This window comes from Kribbella solani (assembly GCF_014205295.1).
Taxonomy (GTDB): domain Bacteria; phylum Actinomycetota; class Actinomycetes; order Propionibacteriales; family Kribbellaceae; genus Kribbella; species Kribbella solani.
The window spans coordinates 1,992,146-2,014,953 of record NZ_JACHNF010000001.1; the positions used below are offsets into that span (position 1 = coordinate 1,992,146).

Genomic DNA, 22,808 nt, shown 5'->3' on the forward strand with positions numbered 1-22,808 from the left:
TGCCTTGCGCCGGCCTACCGTTCCAGGGCCGAACGGCCCTGCCGAACCGGAACTCCGGCACCAAATCTGGGGGTGTCAGCACCGTCGAAGGGACCGGAAATGATCATCGCGGGAGTCATCGTCGTCGCACTACTGTTACTGCTGCTGTCGTGCGTCCGGATCGTCACGCAGTACGAGAAGGGCGTCCTGTTCCGGCTCGGCCGGCTGAAGGCGGTGCGCGAACCGGGATTGCGGCTGATCATCCCGTTCGCCGACGTACTGCGGAAAGTCTCGTTGCGGGTCGTCACCCGGCCGATCCAGTCGCAGGGCATCATCACCAAGGACAACGTCAGCGTCGACATCTCCGCGGTCGCCTACTACCAGGTCGTCGACGCCGCGAAGTCGGTGCTCGCGATCGAGAACGTGGCCGCCGCGATCGACCAGATCGCCCAGACGACCCTGCGCGGCGTCGTCGGCCGGCACACCCTGGACGAAGCCCTGGCCGAGACCGAGGTGATCAACGCGAACCTCCGCGAGATCCTCGATCAGACCACCACCGACTGGGGCGTACTGGTCACGCTGGTCCAGCTGAAGGACATCCAGCTGCCCGACACCATGAAGCGGGCGATGGCCCGGCAGGCCGAAGCCGAGCGGGAGAAGCGGGCCAAGATCATCGCGGCCGAAGGCGAGGCCCTGGCCGCCGCGTCGCTCGGTGCGGCGTCCGACACGATGATGGCGCATCCGCTCGCGCTGCAGCTGCGCAACCTGCAGACCCTGGTCGAGATCGGTGTCGACAAGAACTCGACGGTCGTCTTCCCGGCCCCACTGATGAGCACCATCGGCGAACTCGGCACCTTCCTGAACCGCGAAGCCGCATCCGCGTCCCGGCCCGCCGCGGACAGCCTCAACGGCCTCACCTCCACGATCAACCACTGACCCCAGGGCAGCGGGCAGCGCACGCGGCGTGATCGACAAAAGGGAGCGAAAGCGACAGGGGAGGTCCGGTCACGGCGAGCTTCTGACATTCGGTGGATGAAGGTCACCGCCGGGGGAAACGAAGGTCCTTTGGCAGAGGGGTGGAACGGCCCTGTTTTCGGGGATCGGGGCTTCATACGGTCGAAGGACAAGACCGGATGACGAGGAGCTGGGGGAAATGAGACTTGGACAGAAGGAGGTCCTGGGCCGGACGGGCCAGGAGACCGAATGCGTCGGCGGCTGGCCGGAGCGGGCCTGTTGCTGCTCCGCCGCGCCAATGGTCAAGGTGTTGCTACCAAGCCCGCGGGGCACCAGCCACGTGGTCGACCTGTACCTGTGCGGCCACCACTACCGCCGGTCCTTCGGGACCCTGGTGGAATCCGGCGCGACCACACTCACGCGGGACCAGGCGACGGTGTCGCGCTGAGCACCGCCAGCCCACCGCGCTACTGGCCGGGATTCGGCTCAGTGGCGCGGTGTTCGTGGACGACGGCGATCGGGACAGTGGCGTGGTGCAGTACGCCCCGGGCGACCGAGCCGATCATCAAACCGGGCAGCCGGTGACGGCGGCCACCGACCACGATCAGCTGGGTGCCGGTCGCGTCCGCCGCGTCGAGCAGCGCGACGACAGGATGCGACTGCCGCAGTTCATGCCGCAGGTCGACGTCGGGATGCTTCTGATGCCATTGCTCGGCGACCGTGTCCAGCCACTGCCGCGCGGCCTGCTCCCATTGCTCCCGCATGCCATTCGCGACTGGGGCGTTCCACGTGTACGGAGCGGGTACCTCCCACGCGTGCACGAGCCACAGCGGTACGTGATGTACGGCCGCCATCTCGAACGCGAACTCCAGCGCGGCGTCGTTCTGGTCGTGATCGTCCACGCCGACGACGATCGGGGCGCTCGCGTGCTTGGCGGGCTGCCAGCCATTCGGTACGACGACCACCGGGCCGTCACCGTGGACAGCCGCGGACTCCGACGTGGAGCCGATCAGCAACCGGGCGAAGCCGCCGATACCGCGCCGCCCCACGACGGTCAGGCCCGCCGACGCGCTCCGCTCCGCGAGCCGATGACCCGGGGCTCCGATCATCAGGTCGGCGGCCAGGTCCAGTGCCGGGTCGGCGCCGGCCAGGTACTCTTCGAGCTCGTCGACCAGCCGACGGTCGTTCCTCGGGATCGGCGAAGGCCTGACCACCTGGCCGTCCAGCCTGATCGGCGCGAAGTCGTCACTCCGCAGGGACTCGTCCACGACGTGTACCGCCCGGAGTGGCCGCCGGCGAAGGCGGGCCTCGTGCAGTCCCCAGTCGAGTGCTCCCGACCTGCGCCAGGCAGCGTCCACACCGACGACGATCTCGTCCGGCTTCATGATCAGCTCCGTCTCAGGGGTCGGCCAGGGAAACGTCCGGCCCCGCGGCGCCGCCGTCGTCGGCGCCCCGCGAGGCCGAAGCGTCCCCCTGTGTCTTCATGACATAGCGGGCAGTGCCCGCGGCACTAGGGACGAAGGTCCCGGAGCCCCGGACCGAAAGCCCCACGGCGGGTCTGATCACCGGTTCGAGTGCACTGCCGACGGATGGCCGGCCGAGAGCGTGGTTGACCAGCCTGAATACGCGCATCGTCGCCTTGCACAGCTCGGATGCCTGGGTGTCCGACAGGACGTCACAGATCCAGTTCCAGTGCAGTGACACCACATCACCGGGCTGTACGTCGTACGCCAATCGGTAGCCGCGTGAACCGGTCAGCATCCGCTGTACGGCGGGCTCGCCGAGCCGGAGTCGGCCATGGTCGTACAGCAACGGGCGGACTCGGACGTCGGCCATCTCGCCGTCGACCGCGGTGACAGTCCCCCAGGAGATGCGGCAGCTGTTCAGCACCCGCAACGGCTCGGCCGCCGGGCCGGCCCGCAACAGACCGGTCCACGGATACACCGCGAATACATGGAAGTTGTGATGCGGTCGCCCACCGAGCAGCGCCAGCTGAACCGGGTCGGTGCGCGCGGCCGCGAGGCCGCGGCCGAAGCGGTCGCTCAAATGCGCCGCCAGCAAAGCGCCTGGTACGTTGCGGAGCAGCTGATTGCCCACCCAGTACGCCTCGACGACGTCCGTGTCGAGTGGCTGCCGGCCGGACGCGGCAGCGATCAGCGAGAGGTACGGCCAGGCTCCGAGGAACCGGTGCGCGATCGCCGCGAGACCACGGTCGACGACGCCATTGCCGGCGTACTCCAGCAGCTCGCCGGAGTCGCCCGGACCGCAGTAGCCCATGGAGTTCGGCGGATAGGCGTACCTTGCGAACAGCAACGGCCCGGGAGTCATCGGGCCAGTGCCGTCGTACGGCGGGACCGTGCGCCCATGACCAGCCCGGCACCTGCCGCGAGGAGTGTGATGCCAAGGACGGTCTGTGGCGTGACGGCTGTGCCGTTGACGACCGCATCGAGGGTTGCCGTGACGACGGCGGCGACCACGAGCACGGCGGTCACATCCACCGCGGGTGCCAGCGCCAGCGCGCGGTACCACGTCGCAACGTACCCGCCCAGCAGGATCCCGGTCAGCAAGGCCCAGCGCCAGCCTTCCGTCGTCAGCGCTGTCAACGCCGCCCAATGCCCGCTCACCGACACCCAGCCGACCAGGAGCACAACGCCGAGCCCCATTCGTGCCACCGCAAGGACATCAGGCGGAATCCCGCCGACCATCCGCTTCACCAGGATGACCTCGACGGCCCACAGCAACGTCGCGGCGAGAATCATCCACTCCCCGCCGCCGAAGCGGAACCCGGACAATCCACCGCCGAGCGCCGCCTGCCCGACGAGCAAGAGGCCGATCGCCGCGTAGTGCAGGACTCCGGGCCGTTCACCCAGAAGGGGTACGGCGAGCACCGCCACCCACACCACCAGGGTCTTCTGCACGAACGCCGCATGCACCGACGACTCCCGCGCCAAGCCGCTGAAGAACAGTACGAACGGCACCGACCCACCGATGACGGCAATCGCCAGCAAGCCCAGCCACGACCGCCGGGGCAGCCGAAGCACAGGTCTCGACGTGCTGGTACCGACCAGCAACAGCACCAGTACGACGGCGGCGACCAGGTTCTTCGCGGTCGTGTACACCGTGGCGTCCCGGACGGCGCGGACGCCGTACGAGTTGACGAACACCGACACCCCGCTGATCAGCGCCGTCGCGAACGCCAGTGCGATCCCACGTCCTCTGGAGCCTGTCATCGCATCCCCTCGTCGTCGTCCGCCAGCCGATCGAGCGCGTACCCGGCATGCACCAGCACGACGTCGCCGACGGCCGCATCCGGCAGATACACGAAACACACCTGCCGGCGCCCCTCCGTCGTTTCGACCGTGCCGGTGGGTGCCACGGGCGAGGCATCGGCGTCGAGCTCGACCACCCGCCCGACGATCCCCACACACATCTCAGCGGACCGCGGCTCGAGTGTCGTAGCTGCTGACCTCGACGACGCTGCCCGCGACGTCGCGGATCACGTGCCGGAACCCGTTCCAGCGGGCGACCTCGACGCCGATCGCGATCATCCGCTCCCGGCTCACCCCGGACGCGAACGGCTTCTCGGAGTCACCACGACGTGTGTGCCATCGGCCGTCGAGATAGTACGTCTCGACCTCGGCCGTACCCGGCGCGGGCTGTGCGGTCATCGGAAGCCTCCCCTCCCTGCTCGGAGTCAAGCAGCCGGCGCCAGGACCTGGCAGGGCCAAAAGTCCTGCATCCGGCTCGATCGGGCTCAGGGCCTTAGGGCCCGGTGCTTCGGGACTGTTGCCGCTGACGGTGCTGGTCCAGGGGGCGAGACGCTGCGGTCATGGTGCGGAAGGAGCGGCCATGAGTACGACGCAGTACCTGACGAGAGACGAGGTGGGCATCCTGCTCACCGCGGCGGCGCATGCCCCGTCGATGCACAACACCCAGCCCTGGAAGTTCGAGATCCAGGGGCCGGTGATCGACGTACTGCGCGATCCGGAACGCGCGCTGCCGGTGGCGGACCCGGGTGGACGGATGAGCCGCATCGGCCTCGGCGCCGCGGCCTTCAACCTGCGCGTCGCGGCGGCCCTGCTCGGCCATGAGACCACGCTGGCGCTCGAGCCCGATCCCGCGCGGCCGGCCGTCGCGCTGCGGATCTTCCTGGCCGGCCGGAGGGTCCCGGTGCCCGGCCTCAGTTCGCTGTACGGCGAAATCACCCGTCGGCACACGTACCGCGGCCCGCTGCTCGCTGTCCCGATGCCGCCCGTACTACGGCACGAACTCACCGTGGCGGCTCAGGCCGAGGAGGCTGAACTCGACTGGCTCGACGGCACCCGACGGACCCAGCTCGGGCGCATCATCCACGATGCCGACGAGCGTGAGGTTCATGACGAGGACCGGCTGCACGAACGGATGCAGTGGATCGGCGGCCGGCGCGACGACGACGGCGTACCCGCCGCGGCGCTCGGTCCGCTCCCCCAGACACCCGCCTCGGTGCGTGATCTGGCCGCGGGCTTCGAGGTACCGGACCGCGGTCGCGCGAGCTTCGAGACCAAGGCGGCGGTCGCGGTGCTCAGCACGCCGGCCGAAGACAGCCACGGCTGGCTCCTGGCCGGGATGGCGTTGCAGCATTTGTTGCTGACAGCAACTGCTCACGATCTCACCGCCTCGTTCCTCAACCAGGCGCTGGAGTACACCGATCTCCGCGACCAGGTCCGAACGCTGATCGGGCGCCGGAGCTGGCCACAACTGATCCTCCGCTGCGGCTATCCGGCGGACAGCGCCGGTCACACCCCGCGGCGGCACTGGAACGACACACTCGGCACCCGAGTTACCCCGGAAGGTTCGGAGCCATGGAACAAGTAGTGGGGTGGCCGGACTGGCCGACGGACGAGCTGGGGCCGCGGTCGGTGACGATCCTGCGGCTGGCCGGTGGAGTCCCGGCCGTCGTGGCGGTGGACAACACGACGCTCGGCCCGGCGATCGGCGGGGTCCGGATGCGGGCGGAGGTCACGCCCGCCGAGGTGGTCCGGCTGGCGCGTGGGATGACGTTGAAGAGCGCGGCCGTCGGGCTGCCGAACGGCGGTGCGAAGTCCGGGATCGCGGCACCGCCCGGGTTGCCCGCGGACCGGCGGGAGGCGCTGATCCGGTCCTTCGCGACCTGCATCGCGGGGATCACGGACTACCTGCCCGGACCGGACATGGGTACCGACGAAACCGCGATGGCCTGGGTGCACGACGAGATCGGCCGAGCGGTCGGACGCCCGGCCGCCTTGGGCGGGATCCCGCTGGACGTCCTCGGTGCCACCGGGTACGGGCTCGCCGTCTGTGCCGAAGTACTTCAGGAGCACGGCCTGCTGCGGCTCGACGGCGCCCGGATCGCGATCCAGGGCTTCGGCGCCGTCGGCCGGCACGCCGCCCTGCGGCTGCATCAGCGCGGAGCACGCGTGATCGCGGTCTCCGACATCGACGGCGCGGTAGCGAACCCCGACGGCCTGGACATTCCCAAGCTCACCGACTTCTGCCAGGACCACTCGCCGGCCGAGTTCCCGGGTGGCGCCGCGATCGACCGCGACGACCTGCTCGGGACAGCGTGCGACGTCCTGATCCCGGCGGCGCAACCCGACGTACTCGATCGCGTCACGGCCGGACAGGTGCGGGCCCGGATCGTGCTGGAAGGCGCCAACATCCCGGCGACCGGTGCGGCCGAGCAGGCCCTGCGCGACCGTGGGGTCCTGATCGTGCCGGACATCATCGCGAACGCCGGCGGCGTCATCTGCGCCGCCGCCGAGAGTCGTGGCCTGACCGCCACGCAGGCATTCACCGACATCGCCGAGCGGCTGCGGACGGCGACCACCGAGTGGCTCGGCCGGGTAACCGCCGGTGCCACACCCCGGCAGGCGGCACTGGACATGGCGACCGCCCGCCTCACGACCGCGGCCGGCTATCGCCGTTCCTTCTAGCTTCTGGGGAGTTGTCATGAATCTTCGCCGCACCCGGGTCACGCTGATCGCCGTGCTCTTCGCCCTGGTGGCGTCACTCGGTTTCGCCGCTCAGCCGGCCGGCGCATCGACGAGCACCGCCACCACGACCGCTGCGGCCACAACCACCAAGTACGTGTACCTCACGTTCGACGACGGGCCCTGGTATCCGTACACAGGACAGATCCTCAACATCCTGCGCCAGTACGGCGTCCACGCCACGTTCTTCGAGGTCGGCCAACAAGTCGCCCGGTACCCGTGGCTGACTCGGGGTGCGTATCTGCGGGGCATGAGCGTGCAGAACCACACCTGGTCGCATCCCGATCTGCGGTACGTGTCGTGGGCAACGTTCAAGTACCAGGTCCAGACCACCGACCGGTACATCCGGAACCAGACCGGCTACACGCCACGATGCCTGCGGCCGCCGTACGGTGCCGTGAACAGCAGGGTCCGCGGCCGCGCGGCGCTGCTCGGCAAGCAGATCCGGCTGTGGACGGTGGATCCTCGCGACTGGTCGCGTCCCGGTACATCGGCGATCGTCCAGCGCGTGCTCGGCAACGTACACAGCGGATCGATCATCCTGATGCACGACGGCGGCGGTAACCGCAGTCAGACCGTCGCCGCGTTGCCGACCATCCTCCGCACCCTGAAGGCCCGCGGGTACGTCTTCTACCGGATGTGGTGTGCATGACGGCCACCGCGTCGGCCGCGCGCTAGTGGCCACGATCTCGACGGTGGCTCAGCCGTCCGCCTTGACGGGGCGGGTGGCCGGTGCCCTCGCGGTGCCGGAAGTGCTGGACCGGCTGCGTACGACGCACGGCGGGCTGTCCAGCGCTGAAGCCGCCCGCCGCCGTGCCGTAGTGGGCCCGAACGCGCTCCGAACCCATCATGCGCAGGCATTCCTGGTCCTGGTCCGTCAGTTGCGGTCGCCGCTGCTCCTGCTGCTCGCGGTCACCGCGGTCGCGTCGTTCTTCGTGGGAGAACGGACCGACGCGGTGATCATCGGGGCCATCCTGTTCGCGTCCGTCGGCCTGGGGTTCGTGAACGAGTTCCGAGCGGAGCGGGCCGCCGAGGCCCTGCACGATCAGATGCGCCACCACACCCTGGTGATCCGCGACGGCGCGAGCGTCTCGGTGGACGTGGTGGATCTGGTCCCTGGTGACGTGGTGATCCTGCGCCTCGGGGCGGTGGTACCCGCGGACCTGCGCCTGCTGGCGGCCGACGACCTCGAGTGCTCGGAGTCGGTGCTGACCGGCGAAGGGCTGCCGGTCACGAAGACGGTCGAGCCGGTATCGGCCGAGAGCGGTCTCGCCGAGCTGACCAGTTGCGCCTGGATGGGTACTGTCGTGGCGGCCGGCGTCGGCCGGGGCGTGGTGGTCGCCACCGGTGGCCGTACCGAGTTCGGGCGGATCGCGGTGGGCCTGGGACAGCGGCAGCCCGAAACCGAGTTCCAGCGCGGCCTGCGGCGGTTCTCGATGCTGCTGGTCAAGGTCGCCGCGGTGCTGACCGTGGGCATCTTCGCCGTCAACCTCGCGCTGCACCGGCCGATCCTCGACGCGCTGCTGTTCTCGCTCGCGATCGCGGTCGGGATCTCACCCCAGCTTCTGCCCGCGGTGGTGTCCACGAGCCTCGCGTCCGGCTCCCGGTTGCTGGCTCGGCGCAAGGTTCTGGTCAAACGGCTGGTGTGCATCGAGGACCTCGGCGACATCGAGATCCTGTTCACCGACAAGACCGGCACCCTGACCGAGGGCCGGATCGAGTTCATGCGCGCCCTGGCACCGGACGGCGCTCAGGTCCAGCTGCTGGGCATGGTGTGCTGCGACATCCCCGACGGCAACCCGCTCGACGCCGCCCTCTGGTCCGCGCCGGGCGCACCAGTAGCGGAAGCACGCCGGTACACGAAGGCCGGAGTCCTGCCGTTCGACCACGACCGCCGTCTGGTTTCCGTGCTGACCGATCAGGGATTGCTCATCACCAAAGGCGCGCCGGAGGCAGTACTGAGTCGCTGCGCCGCCGTACCGCCTGAGGCTCTCGACCAGCTCCAGCACGAGTTCGAGGCCGGCCACCGGGTCATCGCCGTCGCCACCCGTGACGGCGTTCCCGAGCTCGGCCCGGACGCCGAGCGGGGCCTGAGTCTGCAGGGATTCCTGGTCTTCTCCGACCCACCCAAGACCACCGCCCGCGCCGCCCTGGGCGAGCTCGCCCGGCTCGGGATCGCGGTCAAGGTGATCACCGGCGACAACCCGGCCGTGGCCGCCCGCGTCTGCGCCGACCTCGGCCTTCCGGCCGGCGACGTACTGACCGGTCCCGATCTCGACGCGCTCGACGACGAGCACCTCGACGAGGTGGTCGCCCGGACGACGATCTTCGCGCGCGTCGACCCGGAGCAGAAGGCCCGCATCGTGCGGGCACAGCGGCACGCGGGGCTGGACGTGGCGTTCCTGGGCGACGGCGTCAACGACGCGCTGGCGCTGCACGCGGCCGACGTGGGCATCGCGGTGGACTCGGGCGCCGATGTGGCCAAGGACGCCGCCGACGTCGTACTCCTGGAGAAGGATCTGCAGGTGCTCGCCGACGGTGTCAGCCAGGGGCGGCGGGTCTTCGCGAACACCGTCAAGTACGTGCTGATGGGTACGTCGAGCAACTTCGGCAACATGTTCAGCGCGGCCGGAGCGTCGGCGTTCCTGTCCTTCCTGCCGATGCTGCCCTCCCAGATCCTGCTCAACAACCTGCTCTACGACAGCAGCCAGCTGGCGATCCCCACCGATACGGTCGATGCCGAGCAGCTCGCCCGCCCGTCCCGCTGGGACATCGGCCTGATCCGCCGGTTCATGCTGGTCTTCGGGCCGATCAGCTCGCTGTTCGACTTCGCCACCTTCTTCGTCATGCTCCAGCTCTTCCACGCCGGCCCGGCGCTGTTCCGGACGGGATGGTTCGTGGAGTCGCTGGCGACCCAGACCCTCGTCCTGTTCGTCATCCGCACGCGCCGCAGCCCTTTCACCCGCAGCCGGCCCAGCGTCCCGCTGCTGCTGGCCGCTTTGACCGTCGTCGCCGTCGGCGCCCTGCTGCCCGCGACCCCGCTGGCCGGCGACCTGGGATTCACCGCCCTGCCCGGCGGCTTCTTCCTGACGCTTCTGGCCATGGTCATTGCCTACCTGGCCCTCGTCGAACTCGGAAAGCGCCGCTTCTTCCGCGCGACGGCGCCCGCGCCGACGTCGCGCCCGCACCCACCCGGCCACCGCATCCATCGCCGCGCCGCCCGCTTCAGCACCACGCCGTGAGTGCCTTACCGCACCGTCCGACGGCTCGCGGCCCTGGCAACCCACTGCACGTGCCGAACCGACCGCGCCGACGGGACCTTCGGCTCTACGCGAGTACCGAGCGGCGGCGCAGAGTCAGGGACATGAACCCGTCGCCGGAGTGGATTCTCGCGTTCAGCGGGTACGACCCGGCCGACGAGCGCCGGCGGGAGGCGCTGTGCACGGCCGGGAACGGATACTTCGCCACGCGCGGGGCGTGGGCGGGGTCGACGAGCGGCGAGCACCACTGTCCGGGGACGTACCTGGCCGGTTACTACAACCGGCTGACCGACACGATCGGCGAAACGACCGTCGAGAACGAGAGCCTGGTCAACGTACCCGACTGGCTGCCGCTCACGGTCGCGATCGGCGACGGGGACTGGTGGACCCCCGACAACAGCGAGGTCCTCGACTACGGCCTCGAGCTGAACGCCCGGCGCGGCGTGGTGACCCGGCGCTTCACGCTCCGGGACGCGGCCGGCCGCGAACTGCGCGGCGTCGAGCGTCGCTTCGTCAGCATGGCCGACCCGCATCTCGCCGGGCAGACCCTCGCCGTCACGGCGGTCAACTGGTCCGGCCGGCTGCGGGTGGGTTCCGGCGTGTACGGCAACGTCACGAACTCCGGCGTCGAACGGTACCGCAAGCTCGGCGCCCGCCATCTGGCCGATCTCCGCCCACTGGCCGACGGCGATCTCCTGGTCACCGCGACCCTCAGCCAGTCCCGCCACCGAGTCACCGTCGGCACCCGAACCGTTGCCTCGCACAACGGATCTCCGCTGCTCTGGAGCACCTCCACCGACGGCACCTCGGCGTACGCCGAACTGTCGGTCGACGTGACGGCCGGAGACGTCGTCGGCATCGAGAAGGTCGCCGCGATCCACGGTTCCCGCGACGTCGGCATCTCCGAACCGAAGCTGGCCACCCGGCTCGCCCTCGACAACGCACCGGGTGTCGCCGGTCTGCTGGAGGCCCACGTACTGGCGTGGTCCCAGCTGTGGCGCCGGTTCGAGGTGGATCTCGAGGAGGCGTACGACGGGACCTTGGGCGCGCTCCGGCTGAACATCTTCCACCTGTTGCAGTCGGTCTCACCGCACAGCGGCGACACGGATGCCGGTGTACCGGCCCGCGGGCTGCACGGTGAGGCGTACCGCGGCCATGTCTTCTGGGACGAACTCTTCGTTTTCCCGGTCCTCACTCTCCGGCTGCCCGAGCTGACCCGCGACCTGCTGCGCTACCGGTGCCGCCGTCTCCCCGCCGCCCGGCTGGCGGCTCGCGAACTCGGCCTGCCCGGGGCGATGTTTCCCTGGCAGTCCGGCAGCGACGGACGCGAGGAGAGCGCGCGGATCCACCTGAACCCGCTGTCGGGGCATTGGACCGAGGACGCGTCCTGCCGGCAGCGGCACATCGGGCTCGCGGTCGCCTACACGATGTGGCAATACGTCGAAATCACTGGCGACCAGGACTTCCTGTCCGACCATGCCGCCGAGGTCATCGTCGAGGTCGCCCGGTTCTTCGCCGGTCTCACCGAGTACGACGCGGGCCGCGACCGGTACGTGATCCGTGGCGTGGTCGGCCCCGACGAGTTCCACCCGTCCGTCGACAACAACGCCTACACCAACGTGATGGCGGTCTGGCTGTTCGGCGTCGCGGCACGCGCCCTGGACCGATTGCCGTCCTGGCAGCGCATCGAAATCGCGGAGTCCCTCGGTCTGCGGCAGGAGGAGCGCAACCACTGGGACGAACTCACCCGCCGCATGTACGTACCGTTCCACGACGGGGTCATCAGTCAGTTCGAGGGCTACGAGCAACTGGCCGAGCTCGACTGGACGGCATACCGCCGGCAGTACGGCGACATCCGGCGACTCGACCGGATCCTCGAGGCCGAAGGCCATGACGTGGCGTCGTACCAGGTCTCCAAACAGGCCGATGTCCTGATGCTTCTCTATCTGCTGCCGCACAGCGACCTGTCCGCGTTGATGGATCGGCTCGGCTATCCCCTGTCCGCCGCCGTCGTCCGCAGAACCGTCGAGTACTACCTGGCACGCACCTGCCACGGTTCGACGCTCAGCGCACTCGTCCACGCCTGGGGGCTGGCGACGCTCGACCCGGACCACGCGCTGACCTTCCTGGAGCAGGCACTGCACAGCGACGCCGGCGACGCGGTGCGGACCGGTACCACCGCCGAAGGCATCCACCTCGCGGCGATGGCCGGCAGCGCCGACCTGATCCAGCGGTGTTTCACCGGGCTGACCACGACCAGCGACGTACTGCGCTTCCGCCCCCACTGGCCGTCCAAGCTCGGGACGCTCGGGATGGCGTTGCGCTACCGCGGCCGCCGTCTGGTCGCGGAGATCTCGAGCGCGGCCGTCACGCTCACTGTCGATCCCGAGCCAGGACCGGCCATCGAAGTCCGCTGCTACGGACGCTCCCGGCAGCTCAAGCCGGGCGACAGCCACACCTGGCTGCCGACAAGCTGAGGAGGGACCAGGAATGTTGCTTGCCGGATCCACACTGAGCAGCTACGACGAGGCCAGACAGGACTTCTCGTGGGCCGCCGCCACGCAGCTGCTCAGCGGGCTGCCGGAGGGCCGCGGCCTCAACATCGCGTACGAGGCCGTCGACCGGCACGTCGCCACCGGCCGGGGCGGCCACGTCGCGGTCCGGACCGTCGGGCGGTCGGGGACGCGCGACCTGACGTACCGGGAGCTCAGCCTGCTGTCCAACCGGTTCGCGAACCTGCTGCACTCGCTGGATGTCGGGCCGCGGGCGCGCGTCTTCACTCTGCTGGGCCGGCAACCCGAGTTGTACGTCGCGGCGCTCGGCTGCTGGAAGAACCTCAGCGTCCTGTCGCCGCTGTTCGCCGCGTTCGGCCCGGAGCCGATCCGCAACCGCCTCACGCTCGGCGATGCCCAGGTGCTGGTCACCACGACGGCCCTGTACCGGCGCAAGATCGCACCCCAGCGCGACCGGCTTCACGGGCTACGCCACGTACTCCTGATCGACGCGGCGGAGGACCCGCCGGACGGCACGCTCGACCTGACAGCCGCGCTCGCGTCCCAGCCCGACCACTGGACGATCCCGGCGACCAGCCCGGAAGCGATGGCACTGCTCCACTTCACCAGTGGAACCACCGGCACCCCGAAAGGCGCCGTGCATGTGCACGACGCCGTCGTCGCGCAGCACATCACAGCCGGCTTCGCACTCGATCTCCGGCCCGACGACGTCTTCTGGTGTACCGCGGACCCCGGCTGGGTGACCGGCACGTCGTACGGGATCATCGCGCCGCTCACCCATGGCGTGACGCTGCTGGCCGACGACGGTGACTTCGACGCGAACCGCTGGTACCAGGTTCTGGCCGACCACCACGTCACGGTCTGGTACACCGCGCCCACGGCGCTCCGGATGCTGATGCGGGCCGGCGCCGAGCTGGCCTCCCGCTACGACCTGTCCGCACTCCGGCACATCGCCAGCGTCGGTGAGCCGCTCAATCCTGAAGTGGTGGTGTGGGCACGGGAAGCGTACGGGATACCGGTGCACGACAACTGGTGGCAGACCGAGACCGGCGCGATCATGATCAGCAACTATCCGTCGATGCCGATCCGGCCCGGCTCGATGGGGCGTCCGATGCCCGGTATCGACGCCGCGGTACTGCGGTGCGGCGACGACGGACGTGCGGCGGTGACCGGCGGCCAGGTGTCCGTGCTGGGCACCGATCAGGTGGGTGAGCTGGCGCTGCGGCCAGGTTGGCCCTCGATGTTCCGCGCCTATCTGCACGACGACCTGAGGTACCGGCAGGCGTTCGCGGGCGGCTGGTACCTGACCGGTGACCTGGCCCGGGTCGATGCCGACGGCTACTTCTGGTTCGTCGGCCGCGCCGACGACGTAATCAAGTCTTCCGGGCATCTGGTCGGCCCGTTCGAGGTGGAGAGCGCGCTGCTCGAGCACCCGGCGGTGACCGAGGCCGGCGTGATCGGTGTACCGGACGAGGTCGCCGGCGAGATCGTCAAGGCGTTCGTGACGCTCCGGCCGGGGTACGAGCCGGACGATGCACTTCGGGCCGAGTTGATCGCGTTCGGCCGGCGCCGGCTCGGCGCGGTCGCGCCGCGGGACGTCGCCTTCGACCAGCACCTCCCGCACACCAGTAGCGGCAAGGTCATGCGCCGCCTGCTCAAGGCGCGCGAACTCGGCCTGCCAGAAGGTGATCTGTCCACATTGGAGCGACCACGATGACCACAGCTGTTGTCAAGCAACACACCGACCTGCTCCGCCAGATGCTGCGGATCCGCAAGTTCGAGGAGGCCTGCGCCGAGCTGTACAGCGCGGCCGAGATCCGCGGCTTCCTGCACCTGTACGTCGGCGAGGAAGCGATCGCGGCCGGCGTCCTGAGCGACCTGACCGCTGCCGACGCCGTGGTGACGACGTACCGCGAACACGGCCATGCGCTGGCCCGTGGGATCCCGATGGAGGCGGTACTGGCCGAGATGTTCGGCCGCACGTCGGGGTGCAGTCGCGGTCGCGGCGGGTCGATGCACCTGTTCGACGCCAAGCGGCGGTTCTACGGCGGAAACGCGATCGTCGGCGGTGGGCTGCCGCTCGCGGTCGGGATCGCGCTGGCCGACCGGATGCGCGCCGACCTGCACGTGACCGCATGCTTCTTCGGTGACGGCGCGGTCGCCGAGGGCGAGTTCCACGAGTGTATGAATCTCGCGGCGCTGTGGAAGCTGCCGGTGCTGTTCTGCTGCGAGAACAATCTCTACGCCATGGGTACGGCGCTCGCGCGGGCCCAGGCGCAGACCGACCTGGCGTTACGCGCGTCGTCGTACGGCATGCCGGCCTGGGCGGTCGACGGGATGGACGTCCTCGCCGTCGAGGAGGCAACGCGGCGGGCGGTCGAGACGATCCGCGGTGGCGGCGGGCCCGGCTTCCTGGAGTTGCGGACGTACCGGTTCCGGGCGCACTCGATGTACGACTCCGACCGTTATCGCGACAAGGCGGAGATCGCGCGGTGGAAGGAACGCGACCCGATCGAGGCGATGGTGCGGCGGATGCAGCTCACCGACGACGCGCTGAAGGCGTTGCACCGTGAGGTCGACGACGAGATCCAGCGGGCCGTCGCCGCCGCGGCGGAGGGGCCGCTCGAGCCGGTCGAGGACCTGACCCGCTTCGTGTACGCGGAGAAGTCATGACGACGTACCGGGAGGCGCTGCGGGAAGGGCTCCGGGACGCGCTGCGGCGCGACGAGCGGGTGTTCCTGATGGGCGAGGACGTGGGGGCGTACGGCGGGTGCTTCGGGGTCAGCCTGGGGCTGCTCGAGGAGTTCGGGCCGGACCGGATCCGGGACACCCCGTTGTCGGAGTCGGCGTTCGTCGGTGCCGGGATCGGGGCGGCGATGGCCGGGCTGCGGCCGATCGTCGAGATCATGACGGTCAACTTCAGTCTGCTCGCGCTGGATCAGATCCTGAACAACGCCGCCTCACTGCGGCACATGTCCGGCGGACAGCTGGGCGTACCCCTGGTAATCCGGATGACGACCGGCGCCGGCCGGCAACTGGCCGCGCAGCACTCGCACAGCCTCGAGGGCTGGTACGCGCACATTCCAGGGCTGCGGATCGTCGCGCCGGCCACACTGGCGGACGCGCGCGGAATGCTGTGGCCGGCGCTGACCGACCCGGACCCGGTCCTGCTGTTCGAACACGGCTCGCTCTACAACCTGGCGGGCGAGCCGGAGGCCGACGGGCCGGTCGATATCGATCATGCCGCGATCCGTCGCCCGGGGACCGACGTGACCCTGGTGACGTACGGCGGGACGCTCGGCAAGACCCTGGACGCCGCCGAACAACTCGCCGCCGACGGCATCTCGGCCGAGGTGATCGACCTGCGCACTCTGCGGCCGCTCGACGATGCGACGTTCATCGAGTCGGTACGCCGGACGCACCGTGCCGTCGTGGTCGACGAGGGATGGCGCAGCGGCAGCCTGTCGGCGGAGATCAGCGCGCGGATCACCGAGCAGGCGTTCGAGGACCTGGACGCGCCGGTCGACCGGGTGTGCAGCGCGGAGGTCCCGATGCCGTACGCGAAGCACTTGGAGGATGCGGCGCTGCCGCAGCCGGCGGGCATCGTCGCGGCGGTCCGGAAGGCGGTCAACGGCAATGGCTGAGTTCCGGATGCCGTCACTCGGCGCGGACATGGACGAAGGCACCGTGATCGAGTGGCTCGTCCAGCCCGGCGACATCGTCGGCAAGGGCGACCCGGTTGCCGTCGTGGACACCGACAAAGCCGCCATCGAAGTCGAGACCTTCACCGCCGGCACCATCGGCCAGATCCTCGTCCCGGTCGGCGAACGAGTCCACGTGGGCACCCCACTGGCCATCATCGACGGCACGGAGCCCAAGACCGGCCGGGCTCATCCCGCAGGGCAACAGCCTGGCCAGGCTGTGCATCCGCCGCAGTCCGAAGCCGGCACCCGGCCGCCGGCGGGAGCGGACGCGGCCCGCGGCGCGGCGCCGGAGCGGATCAAGGCGTCGCCGTACGCACGGAAACTCGCGCAGACGCTCCACGTCGAGCTCGCCGCCGTACCAGCAACCGGACAGCGCGGCCTGATCACCTCCGAGGACGTCCGCCGCTTCGCCGGGACTATCCCCGCCTCGGACCACCGCCGTACCCCTGTCACACCGCAGACCGGCCCGGCCGCGCAATCGACGAAGGCGGCACCTCAGCGGGCGCCCGCTGCGCGGCACGTCGTGGAGAAATCTCAGCGGGCGGCGATCGCGCGGCTGATGGCCCGGTCGGCGCGCGAGATCCCGCACTACCACCTGTCCGGCACCGTCGACCTCGCCACCGCCCTCGACTGGCTGACCCGGACGAACCGCGAGTTGCCGGTCACCGATCGCCTGGTTCCGGCAGCTCTGTTGCTCAAGGCAACCGCATTGGCCGCGCACCGGCATCCGGAGCTGAACGGGTTCTGGACCGAGCACGGGTTCCAGGCCGCCGGCCAGGTCCACCTCGGTGTCGCGATCTCGCTGCGCGGCGGTGGACTCGTCGCCCCGGCCCTGCACGACGCCGCTGACCTGCCGGTCGGTGAGGTGATGGCAGGACTCCGTGACCTGGTCGAACGCGCCCGCTCCGGGCGGCTCCGCCGTACCGAGCTGACCGACGCGACCATCACCGTCACCAACCTCGGCGACCAGGGCGTGGAGAGCGTGCACGGCATCATCTACCCGCCCCAGGTCGCGCTGGTCGGCGCCGGGCGGATCGTCGAGCGTCCGTGGGCGGTCGACGGCCTCCTTGGCGTCCGGCCGTGCCAGACCCTCACGCTGGCGGCCGACCACCGCGCGACCGACGGCTTCACCGGCGGCCGCTTCCTCGCCACCATCGAACACTTGCTGCAGACACCGGAGGAGCTATGACCCTGACCACGCAGGATGCCCGGGCACTGGTCGGCGACGCGTTGCTACGCATCGTCCCCGACGCCGACCTCGACGCGCTTCCGGACGACGCCGCGTTCCGCGACGAGCTCGAACTGGATTCCCTCGACTTCCTCAGTTTCGTCGAGTTCCTCAGCGCCGGCGCACATCGCCGGATCGACGAGGACGACTACCCGCGCCTCCGGACGATGGCCGGCTGCATCGCCTTCCTCAGCGCCTGAAGGGCCTGCCGGGGAGATGACCTTCGGCCCTTCGAGGTGGTGGCGGGACCGGATTGACTGGAGATGGGCGAGGGAAGTCAGGCGCCGGCGTACGGCGCTGCGGTTCCCCCAGGCCGTTCACCGTACCTCCCGGCTCGCCGCGGAAGCGCGCAGCCGGCTTCCCTCGTACCCCGTCGCCGATTCGGTCCGCCGGTCATCGTGCCACCGTTCTTGCCGACTTCAGTTCGGTCAGGACGGCGTCGACCAGCCTGGGCAGGGCCGCGGCCACCGGAGCAGAGAACTCGGTGCCGAAGGAGACGTCCGCCGCCTCGACCGCGTAGACGACCAGGCGTCCGGGAAGACGCTCGACGGCTTGCCCGAGGCGGAGCGCGTCCGGGATGCCGAGGCTGTGGGAGCCGGCCGAATGCGGGTGTGCCCCGGCGCCGGGCGGCTCGGTAGGGGCGGACGGCGCGGCGCCTGGGTGGTCGAGCGGAACCTCGGTGCGGTAGAACTCGCCCGGAGTGGACGGGTCGCACAGTACGGCGTCGACGACGATCGCGAGTGGTACGCCGGCCCAGTCGTCGATCAGCCGTGCGGGTTCGCCGTCCGACCCGATCAGCTTGACCGCGGGCAGCCACCGGTCTTCCAGCGCGGCCACCAGGGCGGGACCGATACCGTCGTCGCGGCGGTATTCGTTGCCGACACCGATCACCACCGCCGTCGTCACGACCGCTCCACGGTGAGTTCGAGGAAGTGCGTCGAACAGGAGATGCAGGGGTCGTAGTTACGGATCGTCCGCTCGCACAACCCGGTCAGCGGTTCGTCGCCGAGGTGCAGGTTGGCCGCCACCGTTCGCCGCAGGTCTTCCTCGATCGCAGCCTGGTTCTGCGCGGTCGGGGGCACGATCGTCGCCGACCGGATCAGCCCGTCGGCGCCGATCTCGTACCGGTGGTACAGCAGCCCGCGCGGTGCCTCGCTGAGTCCGTGCCCCACTCCGTCCCGAGCCGGTACGACGACGTACGACGGCTCCGGCGGCTGGTAGGACGCGATCAACCGCAGCGCCTCCTCGACCGCGTACACGGTCTCGATCGCCCGGACCACGATGCTCCGGAACGGGTTGCGGCACTCGCTGCCGAGGCCGGCGTCCGCCGCGAGCCCGAGCGCCAGTGGTGACAGCTGGTCGTGATTGAGCGTGTACCTGGCCAACGGCCCGGTCAGGTACCGCCCGCCGTCCAGGGCGGCGTGCAGCGCGGTCGAGTACGGGACCTGCTCCTCGACCACATGGTTGCTGAAGGCATCGACCTCGAAGTCCGGTCCGGCGCTGCGGCGCACCGTCGTACCGCCCTCGATCGCGTACCCCGCCGGGTCGTGGACGGCGAGCAGTTCATGGTCGGTCTCCAGGTCGGGGAAGCCGAATCCGGCCACCCAGCGCACGGTCTCGATCGCGGCGTCGAGCGCGGGCCGCAACTGCCCGGCCAGGTGGTCGAGCCGCGCCCGGCCCGGGGCCGCGTAGAACCCGCCGACGCGAACGTTGACCGGGTGGATCGCCCGGCCGCCGACCAGCTCCAGGATCGCGTTGCCGGCCTTCTTCAGCAGCAGCCCGCGCTCGACGATCTCGCGATGATCGGCCGCCAGCGCGATCGCGTCCGGGTAGCCGAGGAAGTCCGGCGCGTGCAGCAGATAGATGTGCAGCGCATGGCTGGAGATCCACTCGCCGCAGTACAGCAGCCGCCGCAGTTCCCGGATCGGGCCATCGATCCGTACTCCGCAGGCGTCCTCGATCGCATTGCACGCGCTCGTCTGGTACGCGACCGGGCAGATCCCGCAGATTCGCGCGGTGATGTCCGGCGGCTCGGTGTAGCCCCGCCCGCGCAGCAGCGCCTCGAAGAACCGTGGCGGTTCGTAGATCTGCAGGTCCGCGCGCTCCACCACGCCGTCCCGGACGGTGACGCGCAGCGCGCCCTCCCCCTCGACCCTGGCCAGCGAACTCACCTTCAACTGCCGCGCCCGGTGACTCACGACGACCAGCCTCCGGACGCGGCGTTGAAGGTACGGAAGACCCGACCCACCTCGTCTTCGGACATCCCCGCGGCCCGCAACCGCGGTACCAGCGCGGCCACGTTCGGCGAAGCCATCGGCCCGAAACAGCCGAAACAACCGCGCCGGTACGCCGGGCACAGCGCGCCGCACCCGGCGTGCGTGACCGGCCCGAGGCACGGCGTACCGTCCGCGACCAGCACACAGGTCAGGCCACGACGCTTGCACTCGGTGCAGACCGAGGTGTCCGGCAGATCCGGCTTCCGGCCGGCCAGGAAGGCGGTCAGCACTTCGAGCAACTGACGCCGGTCGATCGGGCACCCGCGCAACTCGAAGTCGACCGGGACATGGTCCGCGATCGCCGTCGAGGTGGCCAGTGTGTCGATGTAGTCCGGCCGCGCGTACACCACCGAGGCGAACTCGGCCACGTCGCCGAAGTTCCGCAACGCCTGGATCCCGCCGGCGGTGGCACAGGCACCGATCGCCACCAGCACCTTCGACTCGGCACGGATCTGCCGGATTCGCTCGGCGTCGGCCGGCGTGGTGATCGAGCCCTCGACCAGCGTCACGTCGTACGGACCGGGCCGGACCGCGCTGGACGCCTCCAGGAAGTGGGCGATCCGGACCCGTCCGGCCAGCGCGAGGAGCTCGTCCTCGCAGTCCAGCACGGTGAGCTGGCAACCGTCACACGAGGCGAGCTTGAACACCGCAAGCGTCGGAGTATCCATCGTCTGCGAGCACACCAGACGGGCCGCCCGGCCGCCAGGGACGGACGGCAGCAGCGGCCGGGACCTTCGGCCCTTGGCCGGTACGGCGGTCCTCGGCACGATCGCGCTATGAGCCAGGCGATCGTGGACGGACTGACCCAACTGGTCGAGGTACTGATTGCCGACGGGTACCAGGTCATCGGACCGACGGTGTCGGGCGGCGCGATCGTACTGGCCGAGCTCACCGGCGCCGGCCAACTGCCGGCCGGCTGGGGTGTCGAGACGGGTCCGGGGTACTACCGGCTGCGGCGCCGCGACGACGACGCGCTGTTCGCGCATTCGGCCGGACCCCAGTCGTGGAAGACGTTCCTGCACCCACCGCGGCGGAAGCTGTGGTCCACGGACACGAACGGCCCGTTCGAGCCGGCTGAGCCGGATCGGCCGCGGTACGCGCTGCTCGGCGTCCGCGGCTGCGACCTGGCCGCGATCGGCAAGCTTCGGGACGTGCTGCGGCTGGACGGAGCGTTCGAGGCCCGGCATCAGTCGCTGTTCGTCGTGGCGGTGAACTGCACCGAGCCCGGCGGGGTCTGCTTCTGCGCTTCGATGGGGACCGGGCCGGCCGCCGGCCCCGGCGCGGACCTGACACTCACCGAACTGACCGGCCACTTCGTCGTCGAGCCCGGTACGGACGCCGGCCGGGCGCTGCTCGACCGCATCGATCATCGCGACGCGCACGCGGACGAGGCCGGGAACGCGCGGGCGGCAGTCGACGCCGCGACGCAGCGGATGGGGCGCGCCATGCCCGAAGTCGACCTGCGGGCCTTGCTGGCCGGCAGCCGCGAGTCGCCGCACTGGGCGGACGTCGCCGAACGATGCCTGATCTGTGGCAACTGCACGATGGTGTGCCCGACCTGTTTCTGCACCACGACCGAGGACGTCACCGACCTGACCGGCGACCACGCCGAACGGTGGCAACGCTGGTCCTCGTGCTTCGAACTCGACTTCTCCTACCTGCATGGCGGCAGTGTCCGGGCCTCCGGCGAGAGCCGCTACCGGCAATGGATCACCCACAAACTCAGCACCTGGTACGACCAGTTCGGCGGCTCCGGCTGCGTCGGTTGTGGCCGCTGCATCGCCTGGTGTCCCGTCGGCATCGACATCACCGAAGAAGCCGGGCGGCTCGCCGATGCCTGACCTCTACGACGGCCTGACGGCGCACGAACGCGAGTACGTGCTGACGCGACAGCTGATGGCCGTACTCCTCGATCGGCTGCAGTCGACACGTGCGCGGTTGCTGGACCTGTACGCCGATCATGGCTGAGCCGATGCTTCCGGTTCGGTACCGGGTGGCCGGGCGCACGATCGAGAACCAGGACTCGGCGACGCTCCGGCTGGAGCCGGTCGATCAGCCGCTGGCTCCGTTCCGTCCGGGTCAGTTCGCGATGCTCTACGCGTACGGCGTCGGCGAGGTACCGATCTCGATCAGCGGCACCGCCGGCGGGACGCTGCTGCACACTGTCCGGTCGGTCGGAGCGGTCAGCCGCGCTCTGCACGACGCCACCGTCGGAACCGTGATCGGTGTCCGCGGACCGTTCGGTACCACCTGGGCGCCGGAAGATGCCATCGGCAACGATCTGGTCATCGTGGCCGGCGGCGTCGGGCTGGCACCGCTGCGTCCGGTCGTACTGGCCGCGCTGGCCGGGCGCCCGGCGTACCGCGGAGTGGTGGTGATCGCCGGTGCGCGGACCCCGGACGAGTTCTTGTTCCGCGCCGAACTGGACGCCTGGGCGGCACGCGACGACGTCGACGTCGAGCTCACCGTCGATGCCCCGGCGGCCGGATGGGACGGCACCGTCGGGTTCGTCACCGAGCCGCTGGCCCAGCTGCGGCTCGATCCGGAGCGAACCGTCGCGTTCCTCTGCGGCCCGGAGCCGATGATGCGCTTCAGCGCCCGCGTCCTGCGCCGCGCGCGGGTGCCCGCCGAGCGGATTCAGGTGTCGCTCGAACGGTCGATGAAGTGCGGAATCGCGCTGTGCGGGCACTGCCAGCTCGGACCGTTGCTCGTCTGCCGCGACGGTCCGGTCGTGACCTACGCCGTCGCCGCACCACTGCTCGCCGTACCGGAGCTGTGACCCGCCGAAGGTCCGCCGGAACCGGTGACGTTCGTCCCTACGGCCTTGCCCGCGGCCGGACCACGATCGAAATGAGGGGACCGATCGCTCCGGTCGGCCCGCCGGGA

At 70.1% G+C, this 22,808-nt stretch carries 23 protein-coding genes; 15 read left to right on the forward strand and 8 right to left on the reverse strand.

Annotation, left to right across the window (positions count from 1 at the left end; translation table 11 throughout):
- The first annotated feature begins 99 nt into the window (after positions 1 to 99).
- Complete coding sequence (locus tag HDA44_RS08860; protein ID WP_184832837.1) at positions 100 to 915, forward strand: SPFH domain-containing protein; 816 nt, start codon at positions 100 to 102, stop codon at positions 913 to 915.
- Between the two features lie 217 nt (positions 916 to 1,132).
- Positions 1,133 to 1,381, forward strand: a complete 249-nt coding sequence (locus tag HDA44_RS08865) for a DUF7455 domain-containing protein (RefSeq protein ID WP_184832839.1) — start codon at positions 1,133 to 1,135, stop codon at positions 1,379 to 1,381.
- A gap of 19 nt (positions 1,382 to 1,400) precedes the next feature.
- Here the strand turns inward: HDA44_RS08865 and HDA44_RS08870 are convergent, their stop codons facing one another.
- Genes HDA44_RS08870 through HDA44_RS08890 form a run of 5 tightly spaced genes read right to left on the reverse strand, consistent with a single transcriptional unit; the run spans position 1,401 to position 4,601 of the window.
- A complete protein-coding gene (locus HDA44_RS08870; RefSeq protein ID WP_184832841.1) occupies positions 1,401 to 2,318 on the reverse strand; it encodes a universal stress protein in 918 nt (305 codons plus the stop codon).
- Positions 2,319 to 2,331: 13 nt separating this feature from the next.
- Complete coding sequence (locus HDA44_RS08875; protein ID WP_184832843.1) at positions 2,332 to 3,261, reverse strand: DUF6390 family protein; 930 nt, start codon at positions 3,259 to 3,261, stop codon at positions 2,332 to 2,334.
- Positions 3,258 to 4,163 carry a DMT family transporter gene (locus HDA44_RS08880; protein ID WP_184832845.1) on the reverse strand — a complete coding sequence of 302 codons (906 nt, stop codon included), beginning with the start codon at positions 4,161 to 4,163 and terminating at the stop codon, positions 3,258 to 3,260. Before HDA44_RS08880 ends, HDA44_RS08875 begins: the two co-directional genes overlap by 4 nt.
- The gene (locus HDA44_RS08885) at positions 4,160 to 4,357 is read right to left on the reverse strand and encodes a HypC/HybG/HupF family hydrogenase formation chaperone (RefSeq protein ID WP_184832847.1); all 198 of its coding nucleotides are present in this window, start codon (positions 4,355 to 4,357) and stop codon (positions 4,160 to 4,162) included. The genes HDA44_RS08880 and HDA44_RS08885 overlap by 4 nt, the downstream gene beginning before the upstream one ends.
- 7 nt (positions 4,358 to 4,364) lie before the next feature.
- On the reverse strand, positions 4,365 to 4,601 hold the full coding sequence (locus HDA44_RS08890; protein WP_184832849.1) for a hypothetical protein: 237 nt from the start codon (positions 4,599 to 4,601) through the stop codon (positions 4,365 to 4,367).
- A 181-nt stretch (positions 4,602 to 4,782) separates the two neighbouring features.
- Between HDA44_RS08890 and HDA44_RS08895 the strand changes: the two genes are divergently transcribed.
- The 10 genes from HDA44_RS08895 to HDA44_RS08940 all read left to right on the forward strand — a co-directional run bounded on the left by HDA44_RS08895 (position 4,783) and on the right by HDA44_RS08940 (position 17,846).
- A complete protein-coding gene (locus HDA44_RS08895; protein ID WP_184832851.1) occupies positions 4,783 to 5,787 on the forward strand; it encodes an Acg family FMN-binding oxidoreductase in 1,005 nt (334 codons plus the stop codon).
- Entirely contained in the window at positions 5,775 to 6,884 is a 1,110-nt protein-coding gene (locus HDA44_RS08900) for a Glu/Leu/Phe/Val family dehydrogenase (RefSeq protein ID WP_184832853.1), read from the forward strand. Before HDA44_RS08895 ends, HDA44_RS08900 begins: the two co-directional genes overlap by 13 nt.
- Before the next feature lie 16 nt (positions 6,885 to 6,900).
- Complete coding sequence (locus HDA44_RS08905; protein ID WP_184832856.1) at positions 6,901 to 7,593, forward strand: polysaccharide deacetylase family protein; 693 nt, start codon at positions 6,901 to 6,903, stop codon at positions 7,591 to 7,593.
- Between the two features lie 43 nt (positions 7,594 to 7,636).
- Positions 7,637 to 10,183, forward strand: a complete 2,547-nt coding sequence (mgtA, locus tag HDA44_RS08910) for a magnesium-translocating P-type ATPase (RefSeq protein ID WP_337905747.1) — start codon at positions 7,637 to 7,639, stop codon at positions 10,181 to 10,183.
- A 122-nt stretch (positions 10,184 to 10,305) separates the two neighbouring features.
- A complete protein-coding gene (locus HDA44_RS08915; protein ID WP_184832858.1) occupies positions 10,306 to 12,678 on the forward strand; it encodes a glycoside hydrolase family 65 protein in 2,373 nt (790 codons plus the stop codon).
- Positions 12,679 to 12,691: 13 nt separating this feature from the next.
- A complete protein-coding gene (acsA, locus tag HDA44_RS08920; RefSeq protein WP_184832860.1) occupies positions 12,692 to 14,431 on the forward strand; it encodes an acetate--CoA ligase in 1,740 nt (579 codons plus the stop codon).
- Positions 14,428 to 15,387 (forward strand): pyruvate dehydrogenase (acetyl-transferring) E1 component subunit alpha, encoded by a 960-nt coding sequence (gene pdhA, locus HDA44_RS08925; RefSeq protein ID WP_184832862.1) that lies wholly within the window; start codon positions 14,428 to 14,430, stop codon positions 15,385 to 15,387. The genes acsA and pdhA overlap by 4 nt, the downstream gene beginning before the upstream one ends.
- Entirely contained in the window at positions 15,384 to 16,358 is a 975-nt protein-coding gene (locus HDA44_RS08930) for an alpha-ketoacid dehydrogenase subunit beta (protein WP_184832864.1), read from the forward strand. Before pdhA ends, HDA44_RS08930 begins: the two co-directional genes overlap by 4 nt.
- Positions 16,351 to 17,607 carry a dihydrolipoamide acetyltransferase family protein gene (locus HDA44_RS08935; protein WP_184832866.1) on the forward strand — a complete coding sequence of 419 codons (1,257 nt, stop codon included), beginning with the start codon at positions 16,351 to 16,353 and terminating at the stop codon, positions 17,605 to 17,607. Before HDA44_RS08930 ends, HDA44_RS08935 begins: the two co-directional genes overlap by 8 nt.
- Entirely contained in the window at positions 17,604 to 17,846 is a 243-nt protein-coding gene (locus HDA44_RS08940) for an acyl carrier protein (protein WP_184832868.1), read from the forward strand. The genes HDA44_RS08935 and HDA44_RS08940 overlap by 4 nt, the downstream gene beginning before the upstream one ends.
- A 193-nt stretch (positions 17,847 to 18,039) precedes the next feature.
- Here HDA44_RS08940 and HDA44_RS08945 read toward each other — a convergent pair whose 3' ends face one another.
- Genes HDA44_RS08945 through HDA44_RS08955 form a run of 3 tightly spaced genes read right to left on the reverse strand, consistent with a single transcriptional unit; the run spans position 18,040 to position 20,590 of the window.
- Positions 18,040 to 18,552, reverse strand: a complete 513-nt coding sequence (locus HDA44_RS08945) for a hydrogenase maturation protease (RefSeq protein WP_184832869.1) — start codon at positions 18,550 to 18,552, stop codon at positions 18,040 to 18,042.
- The gene (locus tag HDA44_RS08950; protein WP_184832871.1) at positions 18,549 to 19,844 is read right to left on the reverse strand and encodes a nickel-dependent hydrogenase large subunit; all 1,296 of its coding nucleotides are present in this window, start codon (positions 19,842 to 19,844) and stop codon (positions 18,549 to 18,551) included. Before HDA44_RS08950 ends, HDA44_RS08945 begins: the two co-directional genes overlap by 4 nt.
- Positions 19,841 to 20,590, reverse strand: coding sequence for an NADH-quinone oxidoreductase subunit B family protein (locus HDA44_RS08955; RefSeq protein ID WP_184832873.1), 750 nt, complete (start codon positions 20,588 to 20,590; stop codon positions 19,841 to 19,843). Before HDA44_RS08955 ends, HDA44_RS08950 begins: the two co-directional genes overlap by 4 nt.
- 108 nt (positions 20,591 to 20,698) lie before the next feature.
- Between HDA44_RS08955 and HDA44_RS08960 the strand changes: the two genes are divergently transcribed.
- Genes HDA44_RS08960 through HDA44_RS08970 form a run of 3 tightly spaced genes read left to right on the forward strand, consistent with a single transcriptional unit; the run spans position 20,699 to position 22,701 of the window.
- Positions 20,699 to 21,763, forward strand: a complete 1,065-nt coding sequence (locus tag HDA44_RS08960; RefSeq protein WP_184832875.1) for a 4Fe-4S dicluster domain-containing protein — start codon at positions 20,699 to 20,701, stop codon at positions 21,761 to 21,763.
- The gene (locus HDA44_RS37945) at positions 21,756 to 21,890 is read left to right on the forward strand and encodes a hypothetical protein (RefSeq protein ID WP_272956407.1); all 135 of its coding nucleotides are present in this window, start codon (positions 21,756 to 21,758) and stop codon (positions 21,888 to 21,890) included. Before HDA44_RS08960 ends, HDA44_RS37945 begins: the two co-directional genes overlap by 8 nt.
- Positions 21,883 to 22,701 (forward strand): FAD/NAD(P)-binding protein, encoded by an 819-nt coding sequence (locus HDA44_RS08970; RefSeq protein ID WP_202887275.1) that lies wholly within the window; start codon positions 21,883 to 21,885, stop codon positions 22,699 to 22,701. Before HDA44_RS37945 ends, HDA44_RS08970 begins: the two co-directional genes overlap by 8 nt.
- The last annotated feature ends 107 nt before the right edge of the window (positions 22,702 to 22,808 follow it).

Coding starts and splice junctions, on each gene's coding strand:
- HDA44_RS08860 (WP_184832837.1), top strand. CDS start 100: ATGATCATCGCGGGAGTCATCGTCGTCGCACTACTGTTACTGCTGCTG.
- HDA44_RS08865 (WP_184832839.1), top strand. CDS start 1,133: ATGAGACTTGGACAGAAGGAGGTCCTGGGCCGGACGGGCCAGGAGACC.
- HDA44_RS08870 (WP_184832841.1), bottom strand. CDS start 2,318: ATGAAGCCGGACGAGATCGTCGTCGGTGTGGACGCTGCCTGGCGCAGG.
- HDA44_RS08875 (WP_184832843.1), bottom strand. CDS start 3,261: ATGACTCCCGGGCCGTTGCTGTTCGCAAGGTACGCCTATCCGCCGAAC.
- HDA44_RS08880 (WP_184832845.1), bottom strand. CDS start 4,163: ATGACAGGCTCCAGAGGACGTGGGATCGCACTGGCGTTCGCGACGGCG.
- HDA44_RS08890 (WP_184832849.1), bottom strand. CDS start 4,601: ATGACCGCACAGCCCGCGCCGGGTACGGCCGAGGTCGAGACGTACTAT.
- HDA44_RS08895 (WP_184832851.1), top strand. CDS start 4,783: ATGAGTACGACGCAGTACCTGACGAGAGACGAGGTGGGCATCCTGCTC.
- HDA44_RS08900 (WP_184832853.1), top strand. CDS start 5,775: ATGGAACAAGTAGTGGGGTGGCCGGACTGGCCGACGGACGAGCTGGGG.
- HDA44_RS08905 (WP_184832856.1), top strand. CDS start 6,901: ATGAATCTTCGCCGCACCCGGGTCACGCTGATCGCCGTGCTCTTCGCC.
- HDA44_RS08915 (WP_184832858.1), top strand. CDS start 10,306: ATGAACCCGTCGCCGGAGTGGATTCTCGCGTTCAGCGGGTACGACCCG.
- acsA (WP_184832860.1), top strand. CDS start 12,692: ATGTTGCTTGCCGGATCCACACTGAGCAGCTACGACGAGGCCAGACAG.
- pdhA (WP_184832862.1), top strand. CDS start 14,428: ATGACCACAGCTGTTGTCAAGCAACACACCGACCTGCTCCGCCAGATG.
- HDA44_RS08930 (WP_184832864.1), top strand. CDS start 15,384: ATGACGACGTACCGGGAGGCGCTGCGGGAAGGGCTCCGGGACGCGCTG.
- HDA44_RS08935 (WP_184832866.1), top strand. CDS start 16,351: ATGGCTGAGTTCCGGATGCCGTCACTCGGCGCGGACATGGACGAAGGC.
- HDA44_RS08940 (WP_184832868.1), top strand. CDS start 17,604: ATGACCCTGACCACGCAGGATGCCCGGGCACTGGTCGGCGACGCGTTG.
- HDA44_RS08955 (WP_184832873.1), bottom strand. CDS start 20,590: ATGGATACTCCGACGCTTGCGGTGTTCAAGCTCGCCTCGTGTGACGGT.
- HDA44_RS08960 (WP_184832875.1), top strand. CDS start 20,699: ATGAGCCAGGCGATCGTGGACGGACTGACCCAACTGGTCGAGGTACTG.
- HDA44_RS37945 (WP_272956407.1), top strand. CDS start 21,756: ATGCCTGACCTCTACGACGGCCTGACGGCGCACGAACGCGAGTACGTG.
- HDA44_RS08970 (WP_202887275.1), top strand. CDS start 21,883: ATGGCTGAGCCGATGCTTCCGGTTCGGTACCGGGTGGCCGGGCGCACG.